Here is a 22,733-nt window from a genome sequence, read left to right on the forward strand (position 1 = left end):
CGTCAACACCTTTTTTCAAGGCCGTCTCACCGGAGTGGACGTTGTTGCCGATGCTGCTTCGTCGTTGGACCCGAAGGTCTTTCGTCGTTGCGAGCCGCCTATTATGCCGGACTTTTCGAGTCCGTCAACACCTTCGTTCGATCATCTCGTTCGTCGGTGATGGCGTCGCTGTTCGCGTGCCGTTTCCGAAGAAGCGATGCGCTGCAGCAAGGGAGCGAATTCTAGAGATCCTGCAGATTTCGTCAAGCGCTTTTTTGCATGCTGATGACAGAAGCACCACGACATCAGGCATGGCGTACGCTCGAAGATCGCTGCGGCGTTGCCCGCGCATTGCGCGGTCAACGCCGCAACCGCTATCAATGCATGGATGCACACAGGAGAGACGGCAATGAACACGCAGGTGCGGCAAGCATGGTGGCGCGACCTTTCGGTGCCGGCCCTCGTTGCCGGCTTCATTACCGTGCTGGTCGGCTTCGCCAGTTCCGCAGTGATCGTGTTCCAGGCCGCGCAAGCCGTCGGTGCCAGCCAGGCGCAGATCGCCTCCTGGATGTGGGCATTGGGACTGGGCATGGGCGTCACCTGCATCGGGTTGTCGCTGCGCTACCGCGTGCCGGTGGTGACTGCGTGGTCGACGCCGGGCGCGGCGATGCTGGTGGTCGGTGCCGGCGGTGCCTCGCTCTCTGAAGCGACCGGCGCCTTCCTGCTTGCTGCGGTGCTGGGCATGTTGGCCGGGTTCTCCGGCATCTTCGCCCGGTTGATGCAGCGGGTGCCGATGGCACTGGCCGCCGGCATGCTGGCCGGGGTGCTGCTGCGCTTCGGTCTGGACGTGTTCGTGGCCATGAACACCCAGCTGGTGCTGGCGCTGGCGATGTTCGCCACCTGGCTGGCTGGACGCCGCCTGTTCCCGCGCTATGCGGTCATCGCCACCCTGCTGGTCGGCATCGCGGTCGCGGCCAGCCGCGGCCTGCTGCACGCACAGCAGGTGCAGCTGCAACTGGCGGTACCGCAATGGGTGACCCCATCCCTGTCCTGGACTGCGGTGGCCGGCATCGCCCTGCCCCTGTTCGTGGTCACCATGGCCTCGCAGAACATTCCGGGCGTGGCGGTGATGCGGGCATCCGGCTACGACGCCCCGGTGTCGCCGCTGATCGGCTGGATCGGCGTGGTCAATACACTACTGGCGCCGTTCGGTGCGTACGCGCTGAACCTGGCGGCAATCACCGCCGCGATCTGCATGGGCCGTGATGCGCACGAAGATCCGGCACGGCGCTATACCGCCGCCATGGCCGCCGGGGCCTTCTACATTGTCATCGGGCTGTTCGGTGCCACCGTGGCCGCACTGTTCGCCGCCTTCCCGAAGGAGCTGGTGGCCTGCGTGGCCGGTATCGCGCTGTTCGGCACCATCGCCAACAGCCTGGCCAGTGCGCTGGCAGTAGAAGGGGACCGCGAGGCGGCACTGGTCACCTTCCTGGTCACCGCCTCCGGTGTCACGCTGGCCGGCATCGGCTCGGCGTTCTGGGGCCTGGTGGCCGGTGCGGTGTGCCTGCTGGTGCTGCGGCCCCGTCAGAGCCGCTGACCTGCCCTACCCCGCCAGTGTGGCGCCAACGGTACTCAGCACCACCGCGATGACGATGGCGATCAGTGTGGCAACCACGCTGGTGCCGCCACGCGCGGCCAGCTCGCTGCGCAGCCGTGCATCATCGTCGCCGGTGACGGCACGGGCCTGGGCAATCAGGCGCTGGCAGTGTGCCAGGTACCAGCTGTTGCCAAAGATGCCGGTGGTGATGCCGAGCGCGAAGGTGATGACCAGCGACAGGCCATCCGGCACATCCAGCAAGGTCTCCACCACGCTGATCAGCAGCAGCAGGCCGGCCCACATCGCCGCCAGGCGGTACATCTTGCGGTACATCATCCAGATCAGGCCGAGCAGGAATGCCGGCCAATGCCAGGTGCCACTGCCCGTGGCAATGCCCTGATCCAGCCGCCAGCGCTGGCGATAGATCGGGAAGTTGCCGCCGACCACGCTGGCGTACAAGGCCATCTCACCCTCCAGCCCGGCAGCCGCAGCCATCTCCGGTGCAGCGGCAGGCGCACGATACGGATCGGACGGGTCGCCGGCACTTGGCGCGATGCTCTCAACCGCCGGGACCGCGTCGATATCCGGGAGCGGAGCCACCTCGATGGGGGGTGGAAGCCTGTTCCAGTTCCGCCAACGGCCGCCACGAGGGCATGCCTTCGCACCACAGCAGCGTGCGTGCAGTCACCGTCCCGTCCTGCTGCAGGCGACGCAAACCGGCCAGGTCCACCGGTCCTTCGCTCTGCCTGCCGTTGGCATACCACCACTGTGCTTCCTGCATGTTTTCCATCCTTGCTATCCACATCGACAAACTGGAACTGCTGCCAGCGCTTACAGCATGGAACTGGCCAGGGTCTGCACCAGCTGATGGCGCGCGCCTGGCACAAGGGTAATCTGCTCTGGCCCGGCGTTGGCCACTTCCAGGCACACATAGTCACGCCAGCCTTCACCCACATCGGCCATTTCCGCCGCGGCTTCGGCGCCCGGATTCCAGACAACCAGGGTCTGGCTGCCTTCACTACGGATCTCGATGCGTCGCTGCAGGACAGGATCACGCAGCACGTAATGGCCGCCGGCACCGGTATAGATTCGATCGCTGCGACCGGGATCACGTGGATCGCGCAATGACCACGGTCCCTGTTGCAGGCGCAGCTGCGCAGGGTCCTCGTACTTGTCCAGGTACTGCAGGCCATCAAGGCCCTCGACCTCGACCCGCTTGGCATCGCCCACCCGGAAATAGCTGTGCAGGGCCTGGGTGAAGGTCACCGGCGAGGTTCCGGTGTTCTCGGTGACCAGCTGCTGGCACAGCTGGCGGCCGATGCGCAGCTGCATCTGCAGGCGCAGGCCGGGATCGGCGCTGGGCGCAGGCGCCAACTGCAGCTCGACCTCGCCATCATCGCGCTGGCTGGCCTGCAGAAGCTCCCAGCGCGCGGTACGCACCAGGCCATGCGCCGGTACATCGGCGCTCTGGCCCTGCCGACCGAACCACGGCCAGCACACCGGGACGCCACCGCGGATGGGCGTGGGCAGCTCGGCGCGCGTGGGCGAAAGCCACAGCAGATCGGGCTGCCCATCGGGAATGAACGACAGCAGCTGGCCACCAAACACACTGACGACCGCCGTGGCGTTGGCGGTTCGCACCTGCCAGGCCTCCAGGCCGTGATACAGGCCGGTGCTGATGTCCGGATTCGACTGCATGCGATGACGCTCCTTCAAGACCGCGGCGATGATGTCGCGGTCAACGTGCCGCCGGCAAGGCCTTCTGCCCAGCGGGTGCGATAGCGGCCGCCTCTTCCTGCAGCGCGCGCAGGATGCGTTGTCCGGCGCGCCCATCCGTATTGGCCCATCCAAGGCGTTGCTGCTCGGCCTGGATCGCGCGACGCGTGGCGGTGCCGATCATGCCGTCGGCGGCACCGATGTCGTGACCACGGGCCAGCAGCAGGGTCTGCAGCTGGCGGCGCTCATCGCGGCCCAGGCCCGGGTCATCGGTCGGCCAGGCGGTGGCCAACCCGTTGCCGCCACGCAGCTGGTCGGCCAGCGTCGCGATCGCCAGCGCATAGCTTTCGGCGGCGTTGTAGCTGTAGATCGCGTCGTAGTTGCGGAACACCAGCAATGCCGGGCCCTTGTTGCCGGCCGGCAGCAGCAGGGCGGCGCGCGCATCCGCCGGCAGGTTGGCCGGAGCCAACACGCTGCCATCCAGCGCGGTCACGCCCTGCGCACGCCAGTCGGCCAGGGAGCGACGCTGGGTACGCCCCGCCTGGCTGGCATTGAAACCCGCCGGGATCCGCACTTCCATGCCCCACGGCTCGCCGCTGCGCCAGCCGGCGCGCTTGAGGTAGTTGGCGGTGGACGCCAGCGCATCGGGAATGCTGCCGACCAGATCGCGGCGGCCATCGCCATCACCGTCCACGGCGATGCGTGCATAGGTGCTGGGCATGAACTGCGTATGCCCGAAGGCACCGGCCCAGGAACCGGTGAGCCCCTGGGCCTGCAGGTCCCCGCGGTCGATCAGCTTGAGCAGGGCCAGCAGTTCACCGCGGAAGAAGGGTTGGCGACGGCCGGCGCAGGACAGCGTGGCCAGTGACTGCAACAACGGGCGCTTGCCGAACACGCGGCCGTAGTCGCTCTCCACGCCCCAGACCGAGACGATGGTGGCCGGATCGACGCCGTACTGCGCCGACACCCGATCGAGCAGGGCGCGGTGCAGCAGCAGCAGGGCGCGCCCATCGTCAACGCGCTGGCGATCGACCAGCGCGGCGAGGTAGTCCCAGATCGGCGTAGTGAATTCGGGCTGTGCATCAAGCAGGCCGAGCACGCTGGGGTCGGGTGTGAGGCCGACGGTGATCTCGTTGAAACGGTCGGGACTGATGCCTTGTGTCGCAGCGGTGGCCTGCAGGCCCGACAGGCAGCGGCTGAAGGCCGGATCGATGCCGGCGGCAGGAACGGCAGGCGCTGTCGGTGCCGAGGCAAGAGCGGCCGCCAGGCCGAGCGTGGTCAGAATGGGCATGGCGTCCTCCGTGTTGCCGTTGCAGGGTCATCTTAGGCGCAGCGTCGCCGTCGAACCTGAAGCGGCGCCGGCTGCCGGCGGCTATATGCCGCGCAACAGGCGCAGGCCATAGGCCGGGCCTTCAGCATCCCAGCGCTGCATGACCTGCAGGCCAGCCGGCTGCAGCAGTGCTTCGAAGCTGTCGTCGGTGTACTTGTGGCTGTATTCGACGCGGATCGGTTCGTCGGCCTCGAAATGGAAGGTGCGGCCATCCAGATGGACGTCCTGTGCCCGCTGGCTGACCAGATCGGTCTCGATGCGCAGCCGCGCGACGCTGTAGCGGGCACGATGGCGGAAGCCATCCAGATCGAAATCGCTGCCGATCTCGCGGTTGAGGCGGGCCAGCAGATTGAGGGTAAAGGCGGCGGTGACACCCTGTGCATCGTTGTAGGCCGCCTCGATCAACGCTGGCTCCTTGTGCAGGTCGATGCCGACCAGGGCCAGGCCATCACGGCCCATGGTCTGGCGCATCGCGCGCAGCAGGGCGACCGCGTCCTCGCCTTCAAAGTTGCCCAACGTAGACCCGGGGAAGAACAGCAACCGCCGCGCGGGTTCGCGTTCGGGCATGGGCACGGCAACGGGACGGGTGAAGTCTGCACAGACCGGCAGCATCTCGACCTCCGGCAGCGCCGGGGCGAGATGGTCGATGCTGGACAGCAGCGCGGCGCGCGAGATCTCGATGGGTGTATAGGCCACCGGTTCACGCAGCGCGGCCAGCAGCAGCGCGGTCTTGCGGCCGCTGCCACTCCCCAGTTCCACCACGTGCAGGTGCGGGCCGACGCTGCGGGCGATGTCTGGCAGTACCCGCGAAAGCAGGGCCAGCTCGGTACGCGTGGGGTAGTACTCGCGGGTCTGGGTGATCTGTTCGAACAGGCGCGAGCCACGTGCATCGTAGAAGTACTTGGACGGCAGCTGGCGCGGTGTGCGCGACAACCCGGCCACCACGTCGGTGAGGATCTGCTGGCGGCCGGGGGTGAGATCGGTCAATGCCTGCAGCGCGTCGTGCACCGTACTCATGCGAGGTCCCTGGCCAGGCGCAGGCCGGAGAACTGCCAACGCGCCGGTGGCATGAAGAAGTTGCGGTAGCTGGCGCGCACATGGCCACGGGGCGTGGCGCAGCTACCGCCGCGCAGCACCCATTGGCCACACATGAATTTGCCGTTGTATTCGCCGAGGTTGCCGGCAAAGGGCTGGAAGCCCGGATAGGCGCCATAGGCGCTGTGGGTCCATTCCCATACATCGCCGAACAGCTGGCGCAGTCCACCGCCCTGCCCGGCCTGTGGGTGCAGGTGATCGTCATCGGCGAAGTGGCCCCGCACCGGCTGAGACGCGGCCGCAGCCTCCCACTCGAACTCGCTGGGCAGGCGCGCCCCGGCCCAGCGGGCACAGGCGTCGGCCTCGAAGTAGCTGAGATGGCAGACCGGCGCATGCGGGTCCAGCTCGCGCCAACCGCCCAGGGTGTATTCGCGCTGCAGGCTGTCGTCCCAGTACAGCGGGTGCTGCCAGTCTTCGGTTTCACGCAGTGCCCAGCCTTCGCTGAGCCACCAGCGTGGCTCGCGGTAGCCTCCGGCCTCGATGAAGGCGCGGTACTCGGCGTTGCTGAGCGGGCGCTCGGCCAGGGCATGGGAGGGCAGCAGCACGCGATGCGGCGGCGATTCGTTGTCATAGGCGAACGCGGCATGCCGTGGCCAGGCTGCGGCACCGATGGTGATGATGCGTTCGGGCGATTCGATCCAGCCCTGTGCACTGGCAGTGCCGGGGACGGTTGGCAGGTCGTCGCGGTAGGCCGGCTGCAATGGATTGCACCAGAACGCGTGCTTGATGTCGGTGAGCAGCAGCTCCTGGTGCTGCTGTTCGTGCTGCAGGCCCAGCTGCAGGTGCTGCAGCGCCTGATCGTCGAGATCACCCGCGTCCAGCCGTGACTGTACCTGCGCATCGATCTGGCGGCGGTAGTCCTGCACCTGCTGCAGCGAGGGCCGTGACAGCAGCCCGCGCTGCGGCCGCGCATGGGCCGGGCCGAGGCTCTTGTAGTAGCTGTTGAACAGGTAGTCCCAGGCAGGGTCATGCGCCGGTGCAGGTGGGAAGCCGGCCAGCACGAAGCGTTCGAAGAACCAGGTGGTGTGGGCCAGGTGCCATTTACTCGGGCTGGCATCGGCCATGCTCTGCAGCATGGCGTCTTCGGCGCTGAGGGGGGCCGCCAACTGCATGCTGCGGTCCCGCACACGTGCGTACTGGCGGGCGAGATCGCGCTGCGGGGCAGCGACGGCGGTGGCTGCGCTGTCCATCCGGGCAGCATCTGCGCAACAGGGTGAGTGCGATGTCATGGTTCGACGTCAACCCGTTCACATGCGTGACCATCCCGCATTCAAGAAGCCGGTGCAGAGGCCGCTAACGGCAATGCTGCGGCCGCGTCGTCACCGCGCTGGAATTCCTGCTTGCCCCTGCATCCGCTCCGCCAGCCTGCGCATTACCTGTTCGTGCTGCCCGCCGTGCTGGTTGCCGTGGTGCTGTGGGCGGCACTGGGCAACGAAGACGTGGCCAATCCGGCCCAACGCATCCTGCCCTGGCTGCTGGCCTGCCTCGGCGCCGGCCTTGCGCTGCTCTACCACCAGGTGCGTACGCTCTGCCTGATGCTGGTGGTGGCCGTGATGTTCGCCCTGCTGCACCTGGACGTGGGTGGCTATTTGCGCAACGGCCATGTCACGACGCTGACACCGCTGCGCTTCCATGCCATTTCGGCCTGGCTGCCCTTGCTGTTCGCGGGCCTGGCGTTGTGGCCCGAGCGCGGCCGCCGCCGCCGCGACCTGCTGCTGCGGGGTGTTGCCAGTGGCACCGCGCTGATGATCTTCCTGCTGCTGGCCACGCAGCAACCGCGGGGCATGCACGATCTGCTGTCCAACCGCCACTGGAGCTGGATTCCGGCCGACTGGAACGCGCTGGCACAGCTGCCAGCCCTGCTGTTCCTCCTGGCAACCGCCGCGCTGGGCTGGCAGGCCTGGCGGCATCCGCGGCCGCTGCACACGGCAATGCTGCTGGCCCTGCTGTGCCTGTGGTGGATGCTGCCGCGGGTGTTCCTGCAGCCGGTGCTGCTGCCGGCGCTGGCCAGCGCGGCCTTGCTGCTGATGCTGGGCGCGATGCTGCAGGAGTCCTTCCATATGGCCTTCCGCGATGAACTGACCGGCCTGCCGGGGCGCCGCGCCTTCAATGAGACCCTGCAACGGGCGCGCGGCACCTACAGCATCGCGATGGTGGACGTGGACCACTTCAAATCGTTCAACGACACCCACGGCCACGACACCGGCGACGATGTGCTGCGCCTGGTGGCCTCGCGGCTGGCGAGGGTGGGAGATGGTGGCCGTGCGTTCCGCTATGGCGGCGAGGAGTTCGCGGTGGTGTTCCTGGATCGTCCCGCAGCGGCCTGCGTGGATGCGGTCGAGGCGCTGCGGCAGACCATCGAGGACACCCGCATGCAGCTGCGCGACCGCAGCACCCGCAGCCGCGACGATGAAACGGGACGCCAGCAACGCGGACGCGGCGGGAGCGGGCAGACGGTGCAGGTGACGGTGAGCATCGGCCTGGCGGACAGCCGCGTGGATGAGCGGCCAGCAGCGGTGATCAAGGCTGCCGACCAGGCGCTGTATGCAGCCAAGGACGGCGGCCGCAACCAGGTCCGCGCGCATGCCGGCCAGCGCGTGCTGGCGGTGCGCGGCGGCTGAGGCTCACACGGCGTCGAGGTAGTACCAGCGGCCGTCGACACGCAGGAAGCGGCTGTGCTCTGTCATCTTCACCGCGCTGCCGCCACCCACGCGGTAGCGGGCGGTGAAGCGCACTTCGGCGCTGTCGGCACCGGTGGCCGTGTGTTCGTGCACGGTCAGGCCCAGCCAGTGCGTACGCTGGCCCGGCGCATCATCCAACGCCAGCTCGGCCGGACGGGTGTCCGGGTGCCAGCTCTGGCGCAGGTAGTCCGCCAGCCCCCGCACATAGGCGCTGTAGCGCGATCGCATCAGGCGCTCGGCATCGGGTGCTGCCTCACCGGCATGGAAACGGCCACAGCAGGCGGCGTAATCGGCGGGAAGGCCGCAGGGGCAGGGGTCGGTGGATTTTCGGCTCATGCAGGCATTGTCGCCGGGTTGTGCGGATTGATCCACGCGGGGCACGGGTCAGCCGGTGCAGGACAGGCGTATGCTGTCGCGCCCCCACATCGATTGATCGCCGTGCTGGAACTGGTTCCCCCTGAGTTGTGGTGGCTGGTGGTGATCGCCTTCATCGCCGGCCTGGTCGATGCCGCCGTCGGTGGCGGTGGGCTGGTGCAGTTACCCGGCCTGTTCACCGTGCTGCCGCAGCAGACGCCGGCAATGCTGTTCGGTACCAACAAATTCAGCTCGATGTTCGGCACCGGAGCAGCCGCCTGGCGCTATGCGCGCAACGTGCGCTTCCCGTGGAAGCCGGTGCTGTTCGCGGCAGGCACGGCCTTCATCTTCTCCTTCGCCGGCGCCACCGCGGTAAGCCTGCTGCCCAAGGACGCGGTACGCCCACTGGTGCTGGTGCTGCTGATCGCGATGCTGGCCTACACGCTGTGGAAGAAGGATTTCGGCGCGCTGCACCGGCCGCAGGACATCGGCCGGCGTGAGCTGGCGATCGCGCTGGCCATCGGTGCGGCGATCGGCTTCTACGACGGCTTCTTCGGGCCGGGCACCGGCAGCTTCCTGATCTTCCTGTTCGTGCGCTTCTTCGGCCTGGATTTCCTGCGCGCCTCGGCGGCATCGAAGGTGGTGAACCTGGCCACCAACGTAGCGGCGATCTCGTTCTTCGTGCCGACCGGCAACCTCCTGTGGCTGTTCGCGCTGCCGATGGCGGCGGCCAACATCATCGGCTCGGTGGTGGGCACGCGGTTGGCGCTGAAGGGCGGTACGCCGTTCATCCGCAAGCTGTTCGTGGGGCTGGTGGTGGTGCTGATCGCGCGGATGGCGTGGGATACGTTCCGCGGTGCGTGAATGAGCTTGATGACCAGGTAGGTGCCAACCTTGGTTGGCACGCTGAGTCCGGCCGCGAAGAGCAGCCGAGCATGGCTCGGCTCTACAGGTAGATGGACCGAGGCGCTCAGGCCTCGGCTTCTTCCGGTTCGTTGGCCTGCTGACGGCTGCGCTCCGGCAGCTTCAGGCGCTTGCCCTCTTCGTCGTACTCGATCAGCAGCACGCCCGAGTCGTGGCGGCCGCTGATCTCGACGAAGCAGGCGCCGCCGATGAACGGTTCCAGCGTCATCACCGACTTCAGCGGGGTGGCAACCACCATCTGGAAGCCGAAGTTGTCGAAGATGTTCATCGCCAGTGCGGTGAACTCGTTGTCGGCCTTGTCGAAGGCTTCGTCGAGCACAACCGCGGCGTAGCTGGGCAGCTGGCTGTCGGCACCGCCGAGCTGGTAGCGCAGCGCGGCCGCCAGGCAGGTGGTGGCCAGCTTCTGGCGCTGGCCACCGGACTTGCCGGCGCCGCTGCGGTAGATCTCGACCTGCTGGCGCGTTTCCGCATCCAGCTCGACGCCGATGAACTCCACGTGCATGCGCACGTCCAGCACCAGCTCGCGCCAGCGCTTGTCCTCGCCTTCCTGCGAGCCCAGGCGGTTGACCAGCTGCCGCAGCACAGTGAATTGCGATTCAGCCAGCTCACGCTGCTCGGTCTGCTGCTGCGACAGCACTTCGCGCAGCTGCAGGTGGAACTCGCCGACTTCCGGCAGGCGTCGGTCGTTCAGTTCGATGGTCAGCAACGTGCCGCGGTTGAACGGCACCTGTTCCAGGCTGGCGTTCACTTCGTCCAGGCGCTGGCCGATCGACTTGCGGGCCTCGGCGCTGTGGCGCTGCAGGGCCAGCAGGTTGTTCTTGCTCTGGTTCTGCAGCAGATCGAAGAAGCGCTCTTCGTGCTGCGGCAGGCCATCGCGCTCCAGGCGTTCGAGGCGAGCGAGGAAGTCCTCGGCCGAGGCCACCGAGACGGTGAAGTCGCCCGATTCCTCTGGCCACTGCTGGATGAAGCGACGGAAGCAACCGATCAGCTGGTTTTCGATGCGGTTGAGGTCCTGCTGCGAGGACGACAGCTGCTCGTTCAACGCGTTGCTGACCTGGCGCATGTGCGCTTCCAGCGTTTCCAGGCTGAGCGGGCCCTGCTCCTGCAGGCGCTCGGCAAGACCGGCTTCCTGCTCCTGGGCCAGGCTCGGCAGCACCAGCGCACGGCTCTGCTGGCGTGCGCGGTCGAGGCGATCACGTTCCTTGACCAGCTGGCCACGCTCGACGCGGACGTCTTCATAGGTGCGGCGCGACTGCTCGATGTCGGCGCGCACGGCGTCGATCTGCTTGGCCAGCTTGGCCAGGTCGGCATTGCCTTCGCGCAGATCGCGCAGGGTGGCCTCGATATCGCCCAGGCGCTGCTGCGGGGCGGCGATGTCGATCTCGTTCCAGCTGATGCTGACCAGCTCATGGCAGGCCAGGCGGCGTTCGTTGTCGCGATCACGCTGGCCGCGTAGGCGCGCGATATCGGTCTCGCAGCCGGCGATGCGCTTGGCCAGCTCCTGTGCTTCACGCTCGAAGGCGCCCACCTTGTCGTGGTTGTTGAAGCCGAGGATCCAGCGACGGCGGTCGCCCACCGCACTGCGGTCGTCCTTCTCGAAACGGTCGCCCGGATGCTTGACCTGGCCTTCGCGGGTGATGCCACGGTCGACGTTGCGCAGCTGCTTGGCGTCCACGCACTCGTAGTCGAAGCGCTTGCCGAGCTCGCGCCGCAGCCAGCTTTCGAACACATGCTCGCGAAGTTCCAGCTTGTGCAGCAGCGACTTCGCCGACGGCTCACGGGCGAATGCATCATCGTTGCGGCGCACGCGGTAGTAGGTGAAGCGCATGCCCAGGTGGGTACGGTTCACCCACTCGGCGACGTCGTTGTAATGCTTGTCGTCGACCAGCAGTGACAGCGCGAAGCCACCCAGCACACGCTCGATGGCGCCTTGCCAGCCCTGCTCTTCCGAGCGGACCTGGATCAGCTCGCCGACGAACGGCAGCGCCGCTTCGGCGATGCCGGTTTCCTCGGCCAGGCGCGCGCGCAGCTTCTGCATCGGCGCCGGGATGTTGGAGGGCGTGCGCTGCATCGCTTCGAGTTCCGCACGGACTTCGCCGAAGCGGCGCTCGTCATCGCGCTTGCCACCCAGGCGATCGCTGATCGCATCGTCCAGCGCCGAAGAGGCGCGCTGGCGGTCCTGCAGCTCGTTCTGTGCGCGCTCAACCAGTTCGGCGAAGCCGTGTGCGTCGTCCGGCAGTTCGGCCCCCAGCTGCTGCGCGGCCAGGCTTGCCTGCTCGCGCTTGGCCTGGCGCCGGTCGCGCTCGGCTTCGGCGCGGCCCTGCTCGCGTTCCAGTTCCTCGATGCGCTCACCGCCCTGCTGGCGGCGCTGCAGTTCCAGTTCGGCCAGGCGCTCGGTGTGATTGTCCAGTGCGGCACGGCGCTGGGCTTCTTCGCCAAGCAGGCCACGGTCACGCACGTCCATCTCGCGCAGGCGCGCTTCGATCAGCGCCTGGCGGCGGCTTTCGCGGAAGCTGTCGACGCCGAGCTTCAGTGCTTCGTCGTCACCGCGCTGGCGGTGCATTTCCTTCAGGTCGTTGTAGTAGGCGCGTGCCGGCAGCAGGGTTTCCACCTGGCGGCGGGCAGTGACCACCGCCTGGTGCGCGCCATCAAGCTCGGCGAAGTCGCTGACCAGGCGCTCGGCGGCGTCGAAGGTCTTCGGCGTGTCGAGCATGAAGTCGCGCAGGAAGACGTTGAGGTCGCCCAGGTTCTTCGCCGACTGCGTCTTGTGCAGCAGGCGCAGCGCCATCTCGTTGTCGATGCCGAGCAGGTCGCGGAAGCGCTCGGCGTAGCCGGAGAAAGCGTCGAAGTGGTGCAGATCGGACAGCTTCTGCTTGAGCTTGCGCAGGTCCAGGTCGAAGCCGCCGAGATCCTTGGCGATGTCGAACGGACGCTCGGCGATCATGTAGTGCTTGCGCACGTCACCGGCCGAAGTGCCGTTGCCGGAGATCCACAGCAGGCGCACCAGGCTGACCACGCGGCCGTCGCCGGCGCGGTATTCCAGCACCAGTGCGGTCCAGGTCGCGCCCTTGCGCAGGTACTGGGTGGCGATTTCGCCAGTGCCGCTGTCCTGCTGGTCAGCCCAGGCGCCACGCACATAGGACACCAGGTTGCGGTCGCGGCCACTGCGCTCGGCTTCACGCGCGGCGGCGTTGAAGTCGACGATGGCCGGCGGCGTCAGCAGCGCGGACATGGCATCGAGCAGGGTCGACTTGCCCGAGCCGGAACGGCCGACGAACAGGAAACCGCGCTCGGCGATCGGCACTTCGGTCAGGCCGTTGAAGGTGCCCCAGTTGTGCACCTGCAGGCGGCGCATGCGGAACTGCTGCAGGCGCGGGTCCGGCAGGCCTTCGTTGAACAGGGCGGGGGTGTGCTTGGAGATAGCCATGCGATGGTCGGGTCTCTCAGGCCTCGGCGGCCGGGGTTTCGCGCAGCTGGCGGTAGACCGCCGAAAGCTGGGACACGTCTTCGGCGGAGAACAGCAGCTTCAGCGCCGGCGAGACTTCGTGGCGGTCTTCCTGGCCGCTGAGGCGGGTCAGGATGTGGTTGTCCTTCATCTTCTGCACCGCCGAGGCGACACGGCGGTTGAAGCCGGCGCGGTCGGTGGACAGGTTCTTTTCGTAGATGGCCAGCGCTTCGGCCATCTCGGCGTCAGCCACCACCGCGCGGTTGCCGCGCGCATCGGCCTCGGCCAGCTGCTGGCGCAGGTACAGCAACAGCACCGAATCGATGAAGGTCAGCGGCGAGGTGCGCAGCAGCACCGGCGCATCGACGTCTTCGGTATCGGCCTGGCGGGTGAAGGCCACGCCGCTGTCACGGTCGAGCACCAGTTCCAGGAACAGGTCCGCCAGCGACGAGCGGATGGCCGCTTCGCTGCGGATCAGCGCCGGCCACAGCTTGGCGTGGCGCAGCTGGTCGATGCTGGGGCCGATCAGCAGCTGGCACAGCGCACGGCGCGCATCCAGCGGCAGGCGACCGGTATCGCCGAGGTAGTACACGTCGTTGCCACGGCGGGGCTGCGCCACGGTCGCCACCGGCTCGGCCTCGTAGGCGTCTTCCGCCACGTCGGCCTGCGGTGCGTCGATGGGATCTTCATGCCAGCTCATGGCGTCTCTCCTGGGTGAACCAAACCAGCGGGATGCGGGCGCGACGGATCTGGCCGTCGCCACCACGCCATTGCGCAAGCTCCTGCTCGCCGGCGACCACGTTGCCGAAGCGCGTGCCCAGCGACAGGTAGCCGATGACGCTGCCAAGACCCTGCGGCGCCTCGCGCTGCGACAGGGCCTGGGCGATGCTGAGCCGCGGCTGTGCATCAAGCAGGTCGTGCAGGTCGCGGCGCAGGGTGCGGAAGTCGATTTCGGACGAAGCGACCAGATCGCCGACGCTTTCCAGGCTGATCGCGGCCGCATCGTTGTACTCGACGTTGCCATCGACCTGGGCGCTGCGCGGATCGTGCAGCCTCCACTGCGACCACGAGCGCAGGCGGCTGGTGGTCAGCTGCAGGTCACGGCCGATGCCACGCTGTGCGGGGAACTCGTCGCGCAGGGCCAGCGCTTCGGACTGTGCCTGCTTCAGCAGCTGGTTGAGGCGGCGCTGTTCAAGATAGCCACGGCTCTGCACGAAGCCGCGCAGGCTGCGTGCGAAGTTCTGCAGCACATCGTGCACCTGGCCACCGCGTTCGAGCATGGTGCTGGTGAAGCCGCGCAGGAAGTTGCGTTCGTTGCGGTCCAGGCGGCGGGCAAAGCCACGCGCCAGCACCGCTTCCAGCGCGGCATCGAGCTGGGCACTCTGCTCGGCGTCGTTGAGCAGCCGCCAGAAGGCCTGGAAGCTGCGGCCGGCATCGCTCTCGCCGATCACGTCCACGCCTTCGAACAGCTGCGACAGCACGTCGCCACGTTCGCCCTCGTCGTCAATGATGCGTTCGCGGAAATCGCGGTTGAGCTGCTCGAAGTCATCACGCACGCGGCGGAAGTCCTCGGTCAGCTCGTCGGCCAGGCCGATGATCTGGCGCGCACGTTCCAGCGCGCGCTTGCCATCCAGCGCGATCACGCGGCCGGCACCGACGCGGGCGATCTCGGCGTCGATGCGGTCACGCTCGTCGCGCAGTGCCGACAGGCGTGCGTCCGGATCGGACTCGGTCTGCGCGGCCAGCTGCGAGAGCTGCTCGATGACCAGTGCCAGCCGGCTTTCGGTGGCCGCCACGCGGGCCTGCTCGAGGCCGTCGGCGAAGCGGATGGCCTGCAGCGCCGCGGTCGACAGCTCGTACTGTTCCTGGTCGGCACCATCGGGCAGACGGCGTTCCAGCCAGCCCTGGGCCAACCAGTGCGCGATGTAGGCCTGCGCGGTACGCGGCAGGTCGCGCGACAGTTCGTCGCCGTTGAGCTGGTCCAGCGCACGCTGCAGGCGCTCGTTGAGCACCGACGAAGGCAACGTGCGCTCGCCGTCCATCAGCAGGCCCTGCAGCAGGCCGATGATTTCCGGAGCGTGGTCGGCGGCGAGCAGCTTCCACTGGGGCTGTTCGCGCAGATGGCGGTAACGGGAGATGCGTTCGCGGTGCTTCATGCAGCGAAAGGAGTCATGAGGGCTGGCGGGGACGAGCAGCCGCCCACGGCGGCCGCGCAGGCAGCCGTGGGCATGCCGGCCACCAGGGGCCGGCGGGGTGCGGGCAAGCGGCTCAGCGCTTGCCGCCCACTTCGATGAAGCGCAGGAACTCGGCGCGGGTACGCGCGTCGTCGCGGAAGCTGCCCAGCATCTTGGAGGTGACCATGCTGACGCCGCGCTTGTGGATGCCGCGGGTGGTCATGCATTCGTGGGCGCCTTCGACGACCACGCCGACGCCGATCGGCTGCAGCACATCCTGGATGCACTGGGCGATCTGCGCGGTCATCTTCTCCTGCACCTGGAAACGGCGGGCATAGGCTTCGACGACGCGGGCCAGCTTGCTGATGCCCACCACCTTGCCGGCCGGCAGGTAGCCGACGTGCACGCGGCCGATGATCGGCGCCATGTGGTGTTCGCAGTGGCTTTCGTACTCGATGTCGCGCAGGACGATCAGTTCGTCATAGCCGGCCACTTCCTCGAAGGTCCGCTCCATGTAGGCGCGCGGGTCATCGCGGTAGCCGCTGAACCAGTCGCCATAGGCTTCGGCGACACGGCGGGGGGTATCCAGCAGGCCTTCACGGGACGGGTCCTCACCGGCCCAGCGCAGCAGGGTGCGCACGGCATCCTCGGCCTGGTCCTGGGTCACGTCGCCCTGCGGGGCGGCCTTTTCGTTGTTCTTGCTCATTGCGTACAGCGTCCCGAACGGGGGGCGAGCATCGTACCCGACCGGGGGGTGGGTCGTCCTGTTGGGACGGTTCATCGGGGGGTTCTTGCGGCGCCTCGTTGCTATCGGTTTGGAGGGGGAGAGGGGGCTGCGCAGGACACGCCGTGAACCCCCCTCCGGGGTCCGGCCCAGCCGCTGGCGGCTGTGCGTTCGGTCGCTTGCGAGGCATGCCTCGCAAGCAAAGCGCCCTCCCCCCTGAGGGCTCGATGGCGCCATCCATGGCGCCAACGGTCCTGCGCAGCCCCCTCTCCCCCTCCCTGACGGTTTCCCGCGGGCGCGGCCGGACCGCCCGAAAGCGGGGTCAAAAGCGGGGGTTCATGGCTTCGGAAGCAGCGCGCCGCTGCTGTGGTCTCTTCTGCCTTGGTGGGTGCGGACCGTTGGTCCGCACTGCTTCTGCTCTTGCTTCTAAGAGCCAACCCACCGCGCTCGGGGGATGTGGGGTGGGTGGCGGAGGGCCGGGCGGGACAGGGCCGTGAGGCGCATGGATGCGCCGATCGAGCTTACATGGACGTACTTGCAGCGTGCCCTGCCCCGTCCGGCCCTCCGCCACCCCAACCGATAGCCAACAGGCGCAACGCTTTCCTCACTACACCCCACCCATTCATAAAAACCTATTGATAGGAATGAAATTAGTAGTATCCTATCTATCTCTTATGGACCGACCCCTCGACGAGCGCACCGTGCTGCAGATGCAGCTCAGCTCCGGCCTGCTGTACGCAGGGCGGCAGTGGCAGCGCCTGGCCGACAGCCGGCTCGGCAGCTACGGCATCTCCACCGCCTGCACCATGCCGCTGCTGATGATCGGCCGCTCCGGCGGTGGCATCCGCCAGGTGGCGCTGGCCCAGCAGCTGGGCATGGAAGGCCCTTCCCTGGTGCGCCTGCTGGACAAGCTGTGCGCCAGCGACCTGGTCCGCCGCGAGAGCGACGCCAGCGACCGCCGCGCCAACCTGCTGTGGCTGACCGACGCAGGCCATGCGCTGGTCAGCGAACTTGAAGACCAGTTGATCGGCTTGCGCCAGGACGTGTTCGGCGAGCTTTCCATGGATGAACTGCACGCCGTGCTGAAGGCATGGCGCCTGCTGGCCGAGGCCGCCGACCGCATCACGTAAGACCGCTGCCCCCGAACACCGCCGCTGCCGTGCACACGCCAGCGGCTTTTGCCCGTTGCCGTTGTTCTGTTGTCCCTCCCCTCCCCCTCCTCGCCCCCGCCCCTACCGATGCCTGGTGAATTCAGTCTCCACGGAGTGTTTGTCCCGACCCTGCTCGGGTTGATGTTGTTGGCCTATCTGGTCAACAGCGGCCTGCACGCGCTGCTGCAGCGTGCCGGTGCCTATCGCCATATCTGGCACCCGCCACTGTTCAACCTGGCGCTGTACGGGATCGTGCTTGGCCTGCTGTTCCACCTCCTGCGTTGGATGCAATCGTGAACAAGATCGTGAAGAAGACCCTTCCCATACTGCTGACCAGCGCGGCGGTGATCGTCGCCCTGCTGGTGCTGCGCCAGCTGTGGGTCTATTACATGGATGAGCCGTGGACCCGCGATGCGCATGTTGGCGCCGACGTGGTGCAGGTGGCGCCGGACGTGTCCGGGCTGGTGGAAACGGTGCAGGTGGCCGACAACCAGGCGGTGAAGAAGGGCGACCTGCTGTTCGTGGTCGACCGCGCCCGCTACCGCATCGCGCTGGAGCAGGCCCGCGCCAGCCTGGGCGAGCGCCAGGCCTCGGTGGCACAGCTGCGCCGCGAGATCGGCCGTGACCGCAGCCTGCAGGACCTGGTCGCCGCCGAGGACGCCGAAGTGCGCCGCGCCAAGCTGCAGGCCGCACAGGCCGCGCTGGCCACCGCACAGGCGGCGGTCGACCTGGCCGAGCTCAACCTGGGCCGCACCGAGGTGCGCGCACCGGCCGACGGCCGGGTCAACGACCGCACCATGCGCGTAGGCGACTACGTGGTGGCCGGCAAGCCGGTGCTGGCGCTGCTGGATACCGGCTCGTTCCGCATCGATGGCTACTTCGAGGAAACCCGCCTGCGCGGCGTGGCCCCGGGGCAGAGCGTGGACATCCGCCTGATGGGCGAATCGGCCCCGCTGCGCGGCCATGTCGAGAGCATCGCCGCCGGCATCGAGGACCGCTACCGCAGCAACGGCAGCACCCTGCTGCCGAACGTGACCCCGGCCTTTGACTGGGTGCGGCTGGCGCAGCGCATTCCGGTGCGCATCGCCATCGACGAAGTACCCAAGGGCGTGGAACTGATCGCCGGTCGCACCGCCACGGTGACCGTGGACACCGGCCGCCATCCGCACAACGACAAGGCCGGCACCGCGCCGACACAGGCGGGCCTGTGAACGCCGCCCTGCCCCGTCTCGGCCTGATCGTCGCGCTGGCCAGCCTGGCCGCGTGCAGGACCGTCGGCCCGGACTATGCATTGCCGGAAGGCTCGGCGTTCAAGCGCCCGCAGGCCAATGCGGCCTTCATCGATACCCAGAACCCGCAGATCGCCGCCAACCAGGCGCTGCCCGACCGCTGGTGGTCGCTGTACAACGACCCGGTGCTGGATGGCCTGATCACCCAGGCGCTGCGCGACAACGTGGAACTGAAGGCCGCCGATGCGCACCTGCGCCGTGCCGCAGCGGTGTACGAACAGGCGCTGGACGCCGGTGGCTTCGAGTACGAGGCCGAGGCCGGCGTCAGCCGCGCGCAGCTGTCGGCCGAATCGTTCCTGCAGGAGCACGAGCTGCCGGTGATCAACCTGGCCGATGGCAAGTTCGCGGTCAGCTACCAGTTCGACCTGTTCGGCAAGCTCAAGCGCGGCGCCGAAGCAGCGCGTGCCGACGAGCAGTCGGTCGCTGCGGCGCGCGACCTGGCCCAGGTCAGCGTGGTGGCACAGGTGGCCGACAGCTACCTGGAGATCTGCCATGCCAACCACGAACTGCACGTGGCCGAGCATTCGCTGCAACTGCAGCAGCGCAGCCGCACGGTCACCGAGCGCCTGATCGCGGCCGGTCGCGGCACGCCACCGGAACTGGCCCGCGCCAATGCCCAGGTGGCGCTGCTGGAAGCTGCACTGCCGCCGCTGCACGCGCAGCGTTCTGCAGCGGCGTATTCGCTGGCCGCACTGCTGGGCCAGACACCGGGCCAGCTGCCGGTCGGCGTGATCGACTGTGCACATGCCCCCCACCTGGCGCAGCCGTTGCCGGTCGGTGATGGCCGCGCACTGCTGCAGCGCCGCCCGGACGTGCGCCAGGCCGAGCGCAAGCTGGCCTCGGCCACGGCGCGGATTGGTGTGGCCACCGCCGAGCTGTACCCGGACATCCGCCTGGGGGCCTCGCTCGGTGCCGCCGGCCTGCTGGAGGACTTCGGCACGCCAATGACCCAGCAGTGGTCGATCGGCCCGCTGATCTCGTGGACGCTGCCGTCGTCCGGCACCCACGCACGCATCCACGCCGCCGAAGCCGGTGCCGACGCCGCCTTGGCCGAGTTCGACCACACCGTGCTGCAGGCGCTGCGTGAGACCCAGACCGCGCTGGACCGCTATGCGCAGGACCTGCGCCGGCTGCAGTCGCTGCGCATCGCGCAGGAGCAGGCCGCGCTGGCCGCCGAGCAGAACCGCCGGCTGTATCAGGGCGGCCGCACGCCGTACCTGTCGAGCCTGGATGCCGACCGCAGCCTGGCCACCAGCGACGCCACCCTGGCCGCCGCCGAAGCGCAGGTCTCGCGCGACCAGATCCACCTGTTCCTGGTGCTGGGTGGCGGCTGGCAGACCAGCGCCGCCGCGACCGGCACCCCGACCGCAGCGAAGTAAGCCATGAACGCGCTGACCGACCGCCAGGCCTGGCTGTTCTCGATCAAGACCTACCTGGCCGCGGTGGCCGCGCTGTACATCGCCATGGCCGGCAACCTGTCGCGCCCGTACTGGGCGATGGGCACGGTGTACATCGTCAGCCAGCCGCTGCTGGGCCCAACCCGGGCCAAGGGCGTGTACCGCATCGTTGGCACCCTGGTGGCCGGCCTGGCCACCCTGCTGGTGCTGCCGGCGCTGGTGGAAACGCCGCTGGTGCTGAGCGCGGCGATGTCGATCTGGCTGGCCGGCTGCCTGTTCATGGCCCTGCTCAACCGCGGGCCGCGCGGCTACGCGTTCCTGCTGGCCGGCTACACCACCGCCTTCATCGGCTTCCCGGCGGTAACCTCGCCGGAAACCATCTTCGACACGGTGGTGGCACGCAGCGAGGAGATCATCCTCGGCACGGTGGTGGCCGTGCTGTTTGCTTCGCTGCTGTTCCCGGCCTCGGTACGCCCGATGCTGCGCGCCCGCATCGGCAACTGGATGGAGGACGCCGCGCAGTGGTGCCGGCAGATCCTTGAACGTGGCCGCGCGCATGCGCCGCGCAACCGGCTCGCCGCCGACCTGGTGCAGTTCGAGGCGCTGATCGAGTTCCTGCGCCGCGATGATCCGCGCCATGCCGGTTCGGCGGTGTCGATGGAGCGCCTGCGCGAGCGCATGCTGCTGCTGTTGCCGGTGCTGTCCTCGATTGCCGATCGCCTGAGTGCGCTGCGCAGCGACGGCCAGGCCCTGCCCGAAGGGCTGCCGGCACTGGTCGACGATATCCATGACTGGCTGGATGGCCCGACCAACGCCAGCGAGTACGCCCGCCTGCGCGCGCGCATCAGCGCACTGAAGCCGCAGGTGGATCGCGACCTGCAGCACCTGCAGCTGGCCAGCCTGCTGCTGCGCCTGGAGGAACTGGTCGACCTGTGGCAGGACTGCCGCACCCTGCAGCACGCGATCGACCATGGCACCGCGCCGCTGGACCGCGCGCACTACCGCATCCGCACCGAGCGCGTGGCTGCCGACAAGCACGTCGACTACGGCATGGCGCTGTTCTCCGCGCTCAGTGCCGGCGTGGCACTGATGAGCTACTGCGTGCTGTGGATCGCGCTGGGTTGGGAAGGCGGTGGCAACGGCGCGATGATGGCCGCGGTGACCGCCGCGTTCTTCGCCGCACAGGACGATCCGGCACCGAGCATGGTGTCGTTCCTGGTGTGGGCGATGGTCGCCTCGGTGGTGGCCGGCGTGTACCTGTTCGGCGTGTTCCCGGCGGTGCACGACTTCGGCCTGCTGGCACTGGTGTTGGCGGTGGCGTTCCTGCCGCTGGGGCTGATGCTGCACCACCCCAAGAGCGCGCTGTTCGCGCTGCCGCTGACGGTGAACCTGGCCGCACTGTTGAGCCTGCAGAACACCTACAGCGCCAATATCCAGACCTTCCTCAATTCGTCGATCGCGATGTTCATCGGCATTGGCTTTGCGGTGGTGATGACGCGCCTGTTCCGTTCGGTGGGTGCCGAGTGGACCGCGCGCCGGCTGGTGCGGCAGGGCTGGACCACGCTGGCCGAAGCCGCCGAAGGTCGTGGCCAGCAGGACCGGCAGCGCTTCGCCGCACGCATGCTCGACCTGCTGGGCCTGCTCGCACCGCGCCTGGCGGCGACGCCGGAGGGCAGCGACATCGCTTCGGTGGACATGCTCAATGAAGCGCGCATTGGCCTGAACATCCTGCAGCTGCGCCGCGCCCGGCTGGAACTGCCCGAGCGCAGCCGCGAGGCGGTCGAGCACATCCTGGAGGAAATCGCGGCGCACTACCGCCGGCAGATCACCGCACGCAAGCCGATTGTGGCGGCCGAGGCGCTGCGCGAGCGGCTGGATACCTCGCTGGGACGGGTCGGCAGCGTTGCGGCCTGCAAGGCCCGCGATGAAGCCCTGATGGGCCTGATCGGCCTGCGCTTCGCGCTGTTCCCGGAGGCGAAGGCGCTGGCGCCGGGCCTGGCCATGAGTGCAGCCGAACAGCTCTAGCGCGATACCCTGTGCGTCCACAGGACCCATTGCCGGGGTCGGACCCTTCGCCGCGGGCGAAGGCTCTGCCCCCCCCCCCGCTCTGCACAGGAAGCTCCAATGAGTTACGACATGATGGTGTTCGAGGCCAGCGCCGCCCCACGTGAGGCGGCGGCTTTCATCGCCTGGTTCGAGAAGCAGACGCAGTGGAACGAGCGCCACGAGTACGACGACCCGGCGGTCAGCAGCCCGGCGCTGCAGGCGTGGTTCGCGGAGATGGCGCAGGAATTCCCGCCGTTGAACGGGCCGTTGAGCAACGATGATGACGACCGTGCCGAGGTGACCGAGTACAGCATCGGCCAGCAAGTGATCTACGGCGCGTTTTCCTATTCGGTAGCCGAACGTGCGCATGGCCTCGTGCAGGACCTGGCCGAGAAGCACGGCGTGGGCTTCTTCGACGTGAGTGCTGATGAAGCGGCGATCGTGTTCCCGGATGGGCTGGTACTGATCGCTGAATGACGGGGGCGGCAGGGCTGCGCCCTGCACCTGCCGAGGCAACGTCAAATTCAAAAGCAGGCTATCCGTGGGATGGCGGGGTGGGTCCGGTTGAGGGGGACGCTGCAAGTACGTCCATGTAAGCTCGGTCGCCGCATCCATGCGGCTCACGCCCCCTCAACCGGACCCACCCCGCCTTCGACAGTTTCCTGCGATCTGTCGGCACGGCGTTCTGCTCTGGTGGGTGTCGACCTTGGTCGACACGGTAGATCCACGGCATGCGTGGATGAACGTCGGAATGATCGAAGTACGCTGTTGTAGAGTCGAGCCATGCTCGACTGGTTCTGCCTGGCGATCAGGTGAAGGGGCCAGAGCCCG

Annotated in this window: 18 protein-coding genes and 1 pseudogene; 9 read left to right on the forward strand and 10 right to left on the reverse strand. The window is 68.0% G+C overall.

Translation table 11 applies throughout. From position 1 onward, the window contains the following. Positions 1–388 precede the first annotated feature (388 nt). Entirely contained in the window at positions 389–1,576 is a 1,188-nt protein-coding gene (locus ACZK4H_RS21715; protein WP_099552827.1) for a benzoate/H(+) symporter BenE family transporter, read from the forward strand. 6 nt (positions 1,577–1,582) lie between these two features. Here the strand turns inward: ACZK4H_RS21715 and ACZK4H_RS21720 are convergent. The 5 genes and pseudogenes from ACZK4H_RS21720 to egtB form a co-directional block, all read right to left on the reverse strand. Continuing rightward, positions 1,583–2,357, reverse strand: a pseudogene (locus tag ACZK4H_RS21720) (DUF2628 domain-containing protein). 50 nt (positions 2,358–2,407) lie between these two features. Continuing rightward, positions 2,408–3,274: a D-hexose-6-phosphate mutarotase gene (locus ACZK4H_RS21725; protein WP_099552826.1), complete on the reverse strand. Its 867-nt coding sequence runs from the start codon at positions 3,272–3,274 to the stop codon at positions 2,408–2,410. Positions 3,275–3,314: 40 nt separating this feature from the next. Continuing rightward, on the reverse strand, positions 3,315–4,583 hold the full coding sequence (locus ACZK4H_RS21730; RefSeq protein WP_099552825.1) for a lytic murein transglycosylase: 1,269 nt from the start codon (positions 4,581–4,583) through the stop codon (positions 3,315–3,317). Between the two features lie 81 nt (positions 4,584–4,664). Continuing rightward, positions 4,665–5,639 carry an L-histidine N(alpha)-methyltransferase gene (gene egtD, locus ACZK4H_RS21735; RefSeq protein ID WP_099552824.1) on the reverse strand — a complete coding sequence of 325 codons (975 nt, stop codon included), beginning with the start codon at positions 5,637–5,639 and terminating at the stop codon, positions 4,665–4,667. Then, on the reverse strand, positions 5,636–6,907 hold the full coding sequence (gene egtB, locus ACZK4H_RS21740; protein ID WP_099552823.1) for an ergothioneine biosynthesis protein EgtB: 1,272 nt from the start codon (positions 6,905–6,907) through the stop codon (positions 5,636–5,638). The genes egtD and egtB overlap by 4 nt, the downstream gene beginning before the upstream one ends. Before the next feature lie 150 nt (positions 6,908–7,057). On the opposite strand from egtB, the gene ACZK4H_RS21745 reads away from it, so the two are divergent. Continuing rightward, complete coding sequence (locus tag ACZK4H_RS21745; RefSeq protein WP_099552822.1) at positions 7,058–8,338, forward strand: GGDEF domain-containing protein; 1,281 nt, start codon at positions 7,058–7,060, stop codon at positions 8,336–8,338. A gap of 3 nt (positions 8,339–8,341) precedes the next feature. Here the strand turns inward: ACZK4H_RS21745 and ACZK4H_RS21750 are convergent, their stop codons facing one another. Further along, positions 8,342–8,734, reverse strand: a complete 393-nt coding sequence (locus tag ACZK4H_RS21750) for a YchJ family protein (protein ID WP_099552821.1) — start codon at positions 8,732–8,734, stop codon at positions 8,342–8,344. A gap of 102 nt (positions 8,735–8,836) precedes the next feature. On the opposite strand from ACZK4H_RS21750, the gene ACZK4H_RS21755 reads away from it, so the two are divergent. After that, positions 8,837–9,616, forward strand: a complete 780-nt coding sequence (locus ACZK4H_RS21755; RefSeq protein ID WP_099552828.1) for a sulfite exporter TauE/SafE family protein — start codon at positions 8,837–8,839, stop codon at positions 9,614–9,616. 106 nt (positions 9,617–9,722) lie between these two features. Here the strand turns inward: ACZK4H_RS21755 and ACZK4H_RS21760 are convergent, their stop codons facing one another. From ACZK4H_RS21760 to folE, 4 genes are all read right to left on the reverse strand, one after another. Continuing rightward, on the reverse strand, positions 9,723–13,103 hold the full coding sequence (locus ACZK4H_RS21760; protein ID WP_099552820.1) for an ATP-binding protein: 3,381 nt from the start codon (positions 13,101–13,103) through the stop codon (positions 9,723–9,725). Positions 13,104–13,119: 16 nt separating this feature from the next. Continuing rightward, positions 13,120–13,821, reverse strand: a complete 702-nt coding sequence (locus ACZK4H_RS21765) for a DUF4194 domain-containing protein (RefSeq protein ID WP_099552819.1) — start codon at positions 13,819–13,821, stop codon at positions 13,120–13,122. After that, a complete protein-coding gene (locus tag ACZK4H_RS21770) occupies positions 13,808–15,277 on the reverse strand; it encodes a DUF3375 domain-containing protein (RefSeq protein WP_099552818.1) in 1,470 nt (489 codons plus the stop codon). Before ACZK4H_RS21770 ends, ACZK4H_RS21765 begins: the two co-directional genes overlap by 14 nt. 112 nt (positions 15,278–15,389) lie before the next feature. Then, the gene (folE, locus tag ACZK4H_RS21775; RefSeq protein ID WP_004141296.1) at positions 15,390–16,001 is read right to left on the reverse strand and encodes a GTP cyclohydrolase I FolE; all 612 of its coding nucleotides are present in this window, start codon (positions 15,999–16,001) and stop codon (positions 15,390–15,392) included. A 692-nt stretch (positions 16,002–16,693) separates the two neighbouring features. Between folE and ACZK4H_RS21780 the strand changes: the two genes are divergently transcribed. The 6 genes from ACZK4H_RS21780 (at position 16,694) to ACZK4H_RS21805 (ending at position 22,379) form a co-directional block, all read left to right on the forward strand. Further along, entirely contained in the window at positions 16,694–17,149 is a 456-nt protein-coding gene (locus ACZK4H_RS21780) for a MarR family winged helix-turn-helix transcriptional regulator (RefSeq protein ID WP_012481667.1), read from the forward strand. 108 nt (positions 17,150–17,257) lie between these two features. Continuing rightward, positions 17,258–17,467, forward strand: coding sequence for a DUF1656 domain-containing protein (locus ACZK4H_RS21785; RefSeq protein ID WP_005411696.1), 210 nt, complete (start codon positions 17,258–17,260; stop codon positions 17,465–17,467). Continuing rightward, positions 17,464–18,381, forward strand: coding sequence for an efflux RND transporter periplasmic adaptor subunit (locus ACZK4H_RS21790; RefSeq protein ID WP_164145954.1), 918 nt, complete (start codon positions 17,464–17,466; stop codon positions 18,379–18,381). The genes ACZK4H_RS21785 and ACZK4H_RS21790 overlap by 4 nt, the downstream gene beginning before the upstream one ends. Next, positions 18,378–19,838, forward strand: coding sequence for an efflux transporter outer membrane subunit (locus ACZK4H_RS21795; RefSeq protein ID WP_099554199.1), 1,461 nt, complete (start codon positions 18,378–18,380; stop codon positions 19,836–19,838). The genes ACZK4H_RS21790 and ACZK4H_RS21795 overlap by 4 nt, the downstream gene beginning before the upstream one ends. Before the next feature lie 3 nt (positions 19,839–19,841). Beyond that, positions 19,842–21,881 (forward strand): FUSC family protein, encoded by a 2,040-nt coding sequence (locus tag ACZK4H_RS21800; RefSeq protein WP_099554197.1) that lies wholly within the window; start codon positions 19,842–19,844, stop codon positions 21,879–21,881. Between the two features lie 99 nt (positions 21,882–21,980). Further along, positions 21,981–22,379, forward strand: coding sequence for a hypothetical protein (locus ACZK4H_RS21805; RefSeq protein ID WP_099554195.1), 399 nt, complete (start codon positions 21,981–21,983; stop codon positions 22,377–22,379). The last annotated feature ends 354 nt before the right edge of the window (positions 22,380–22,733 follow it).

This window comes from Stenotrophomonas sp. 78350_Sma, from assembly GCF_056482105.1.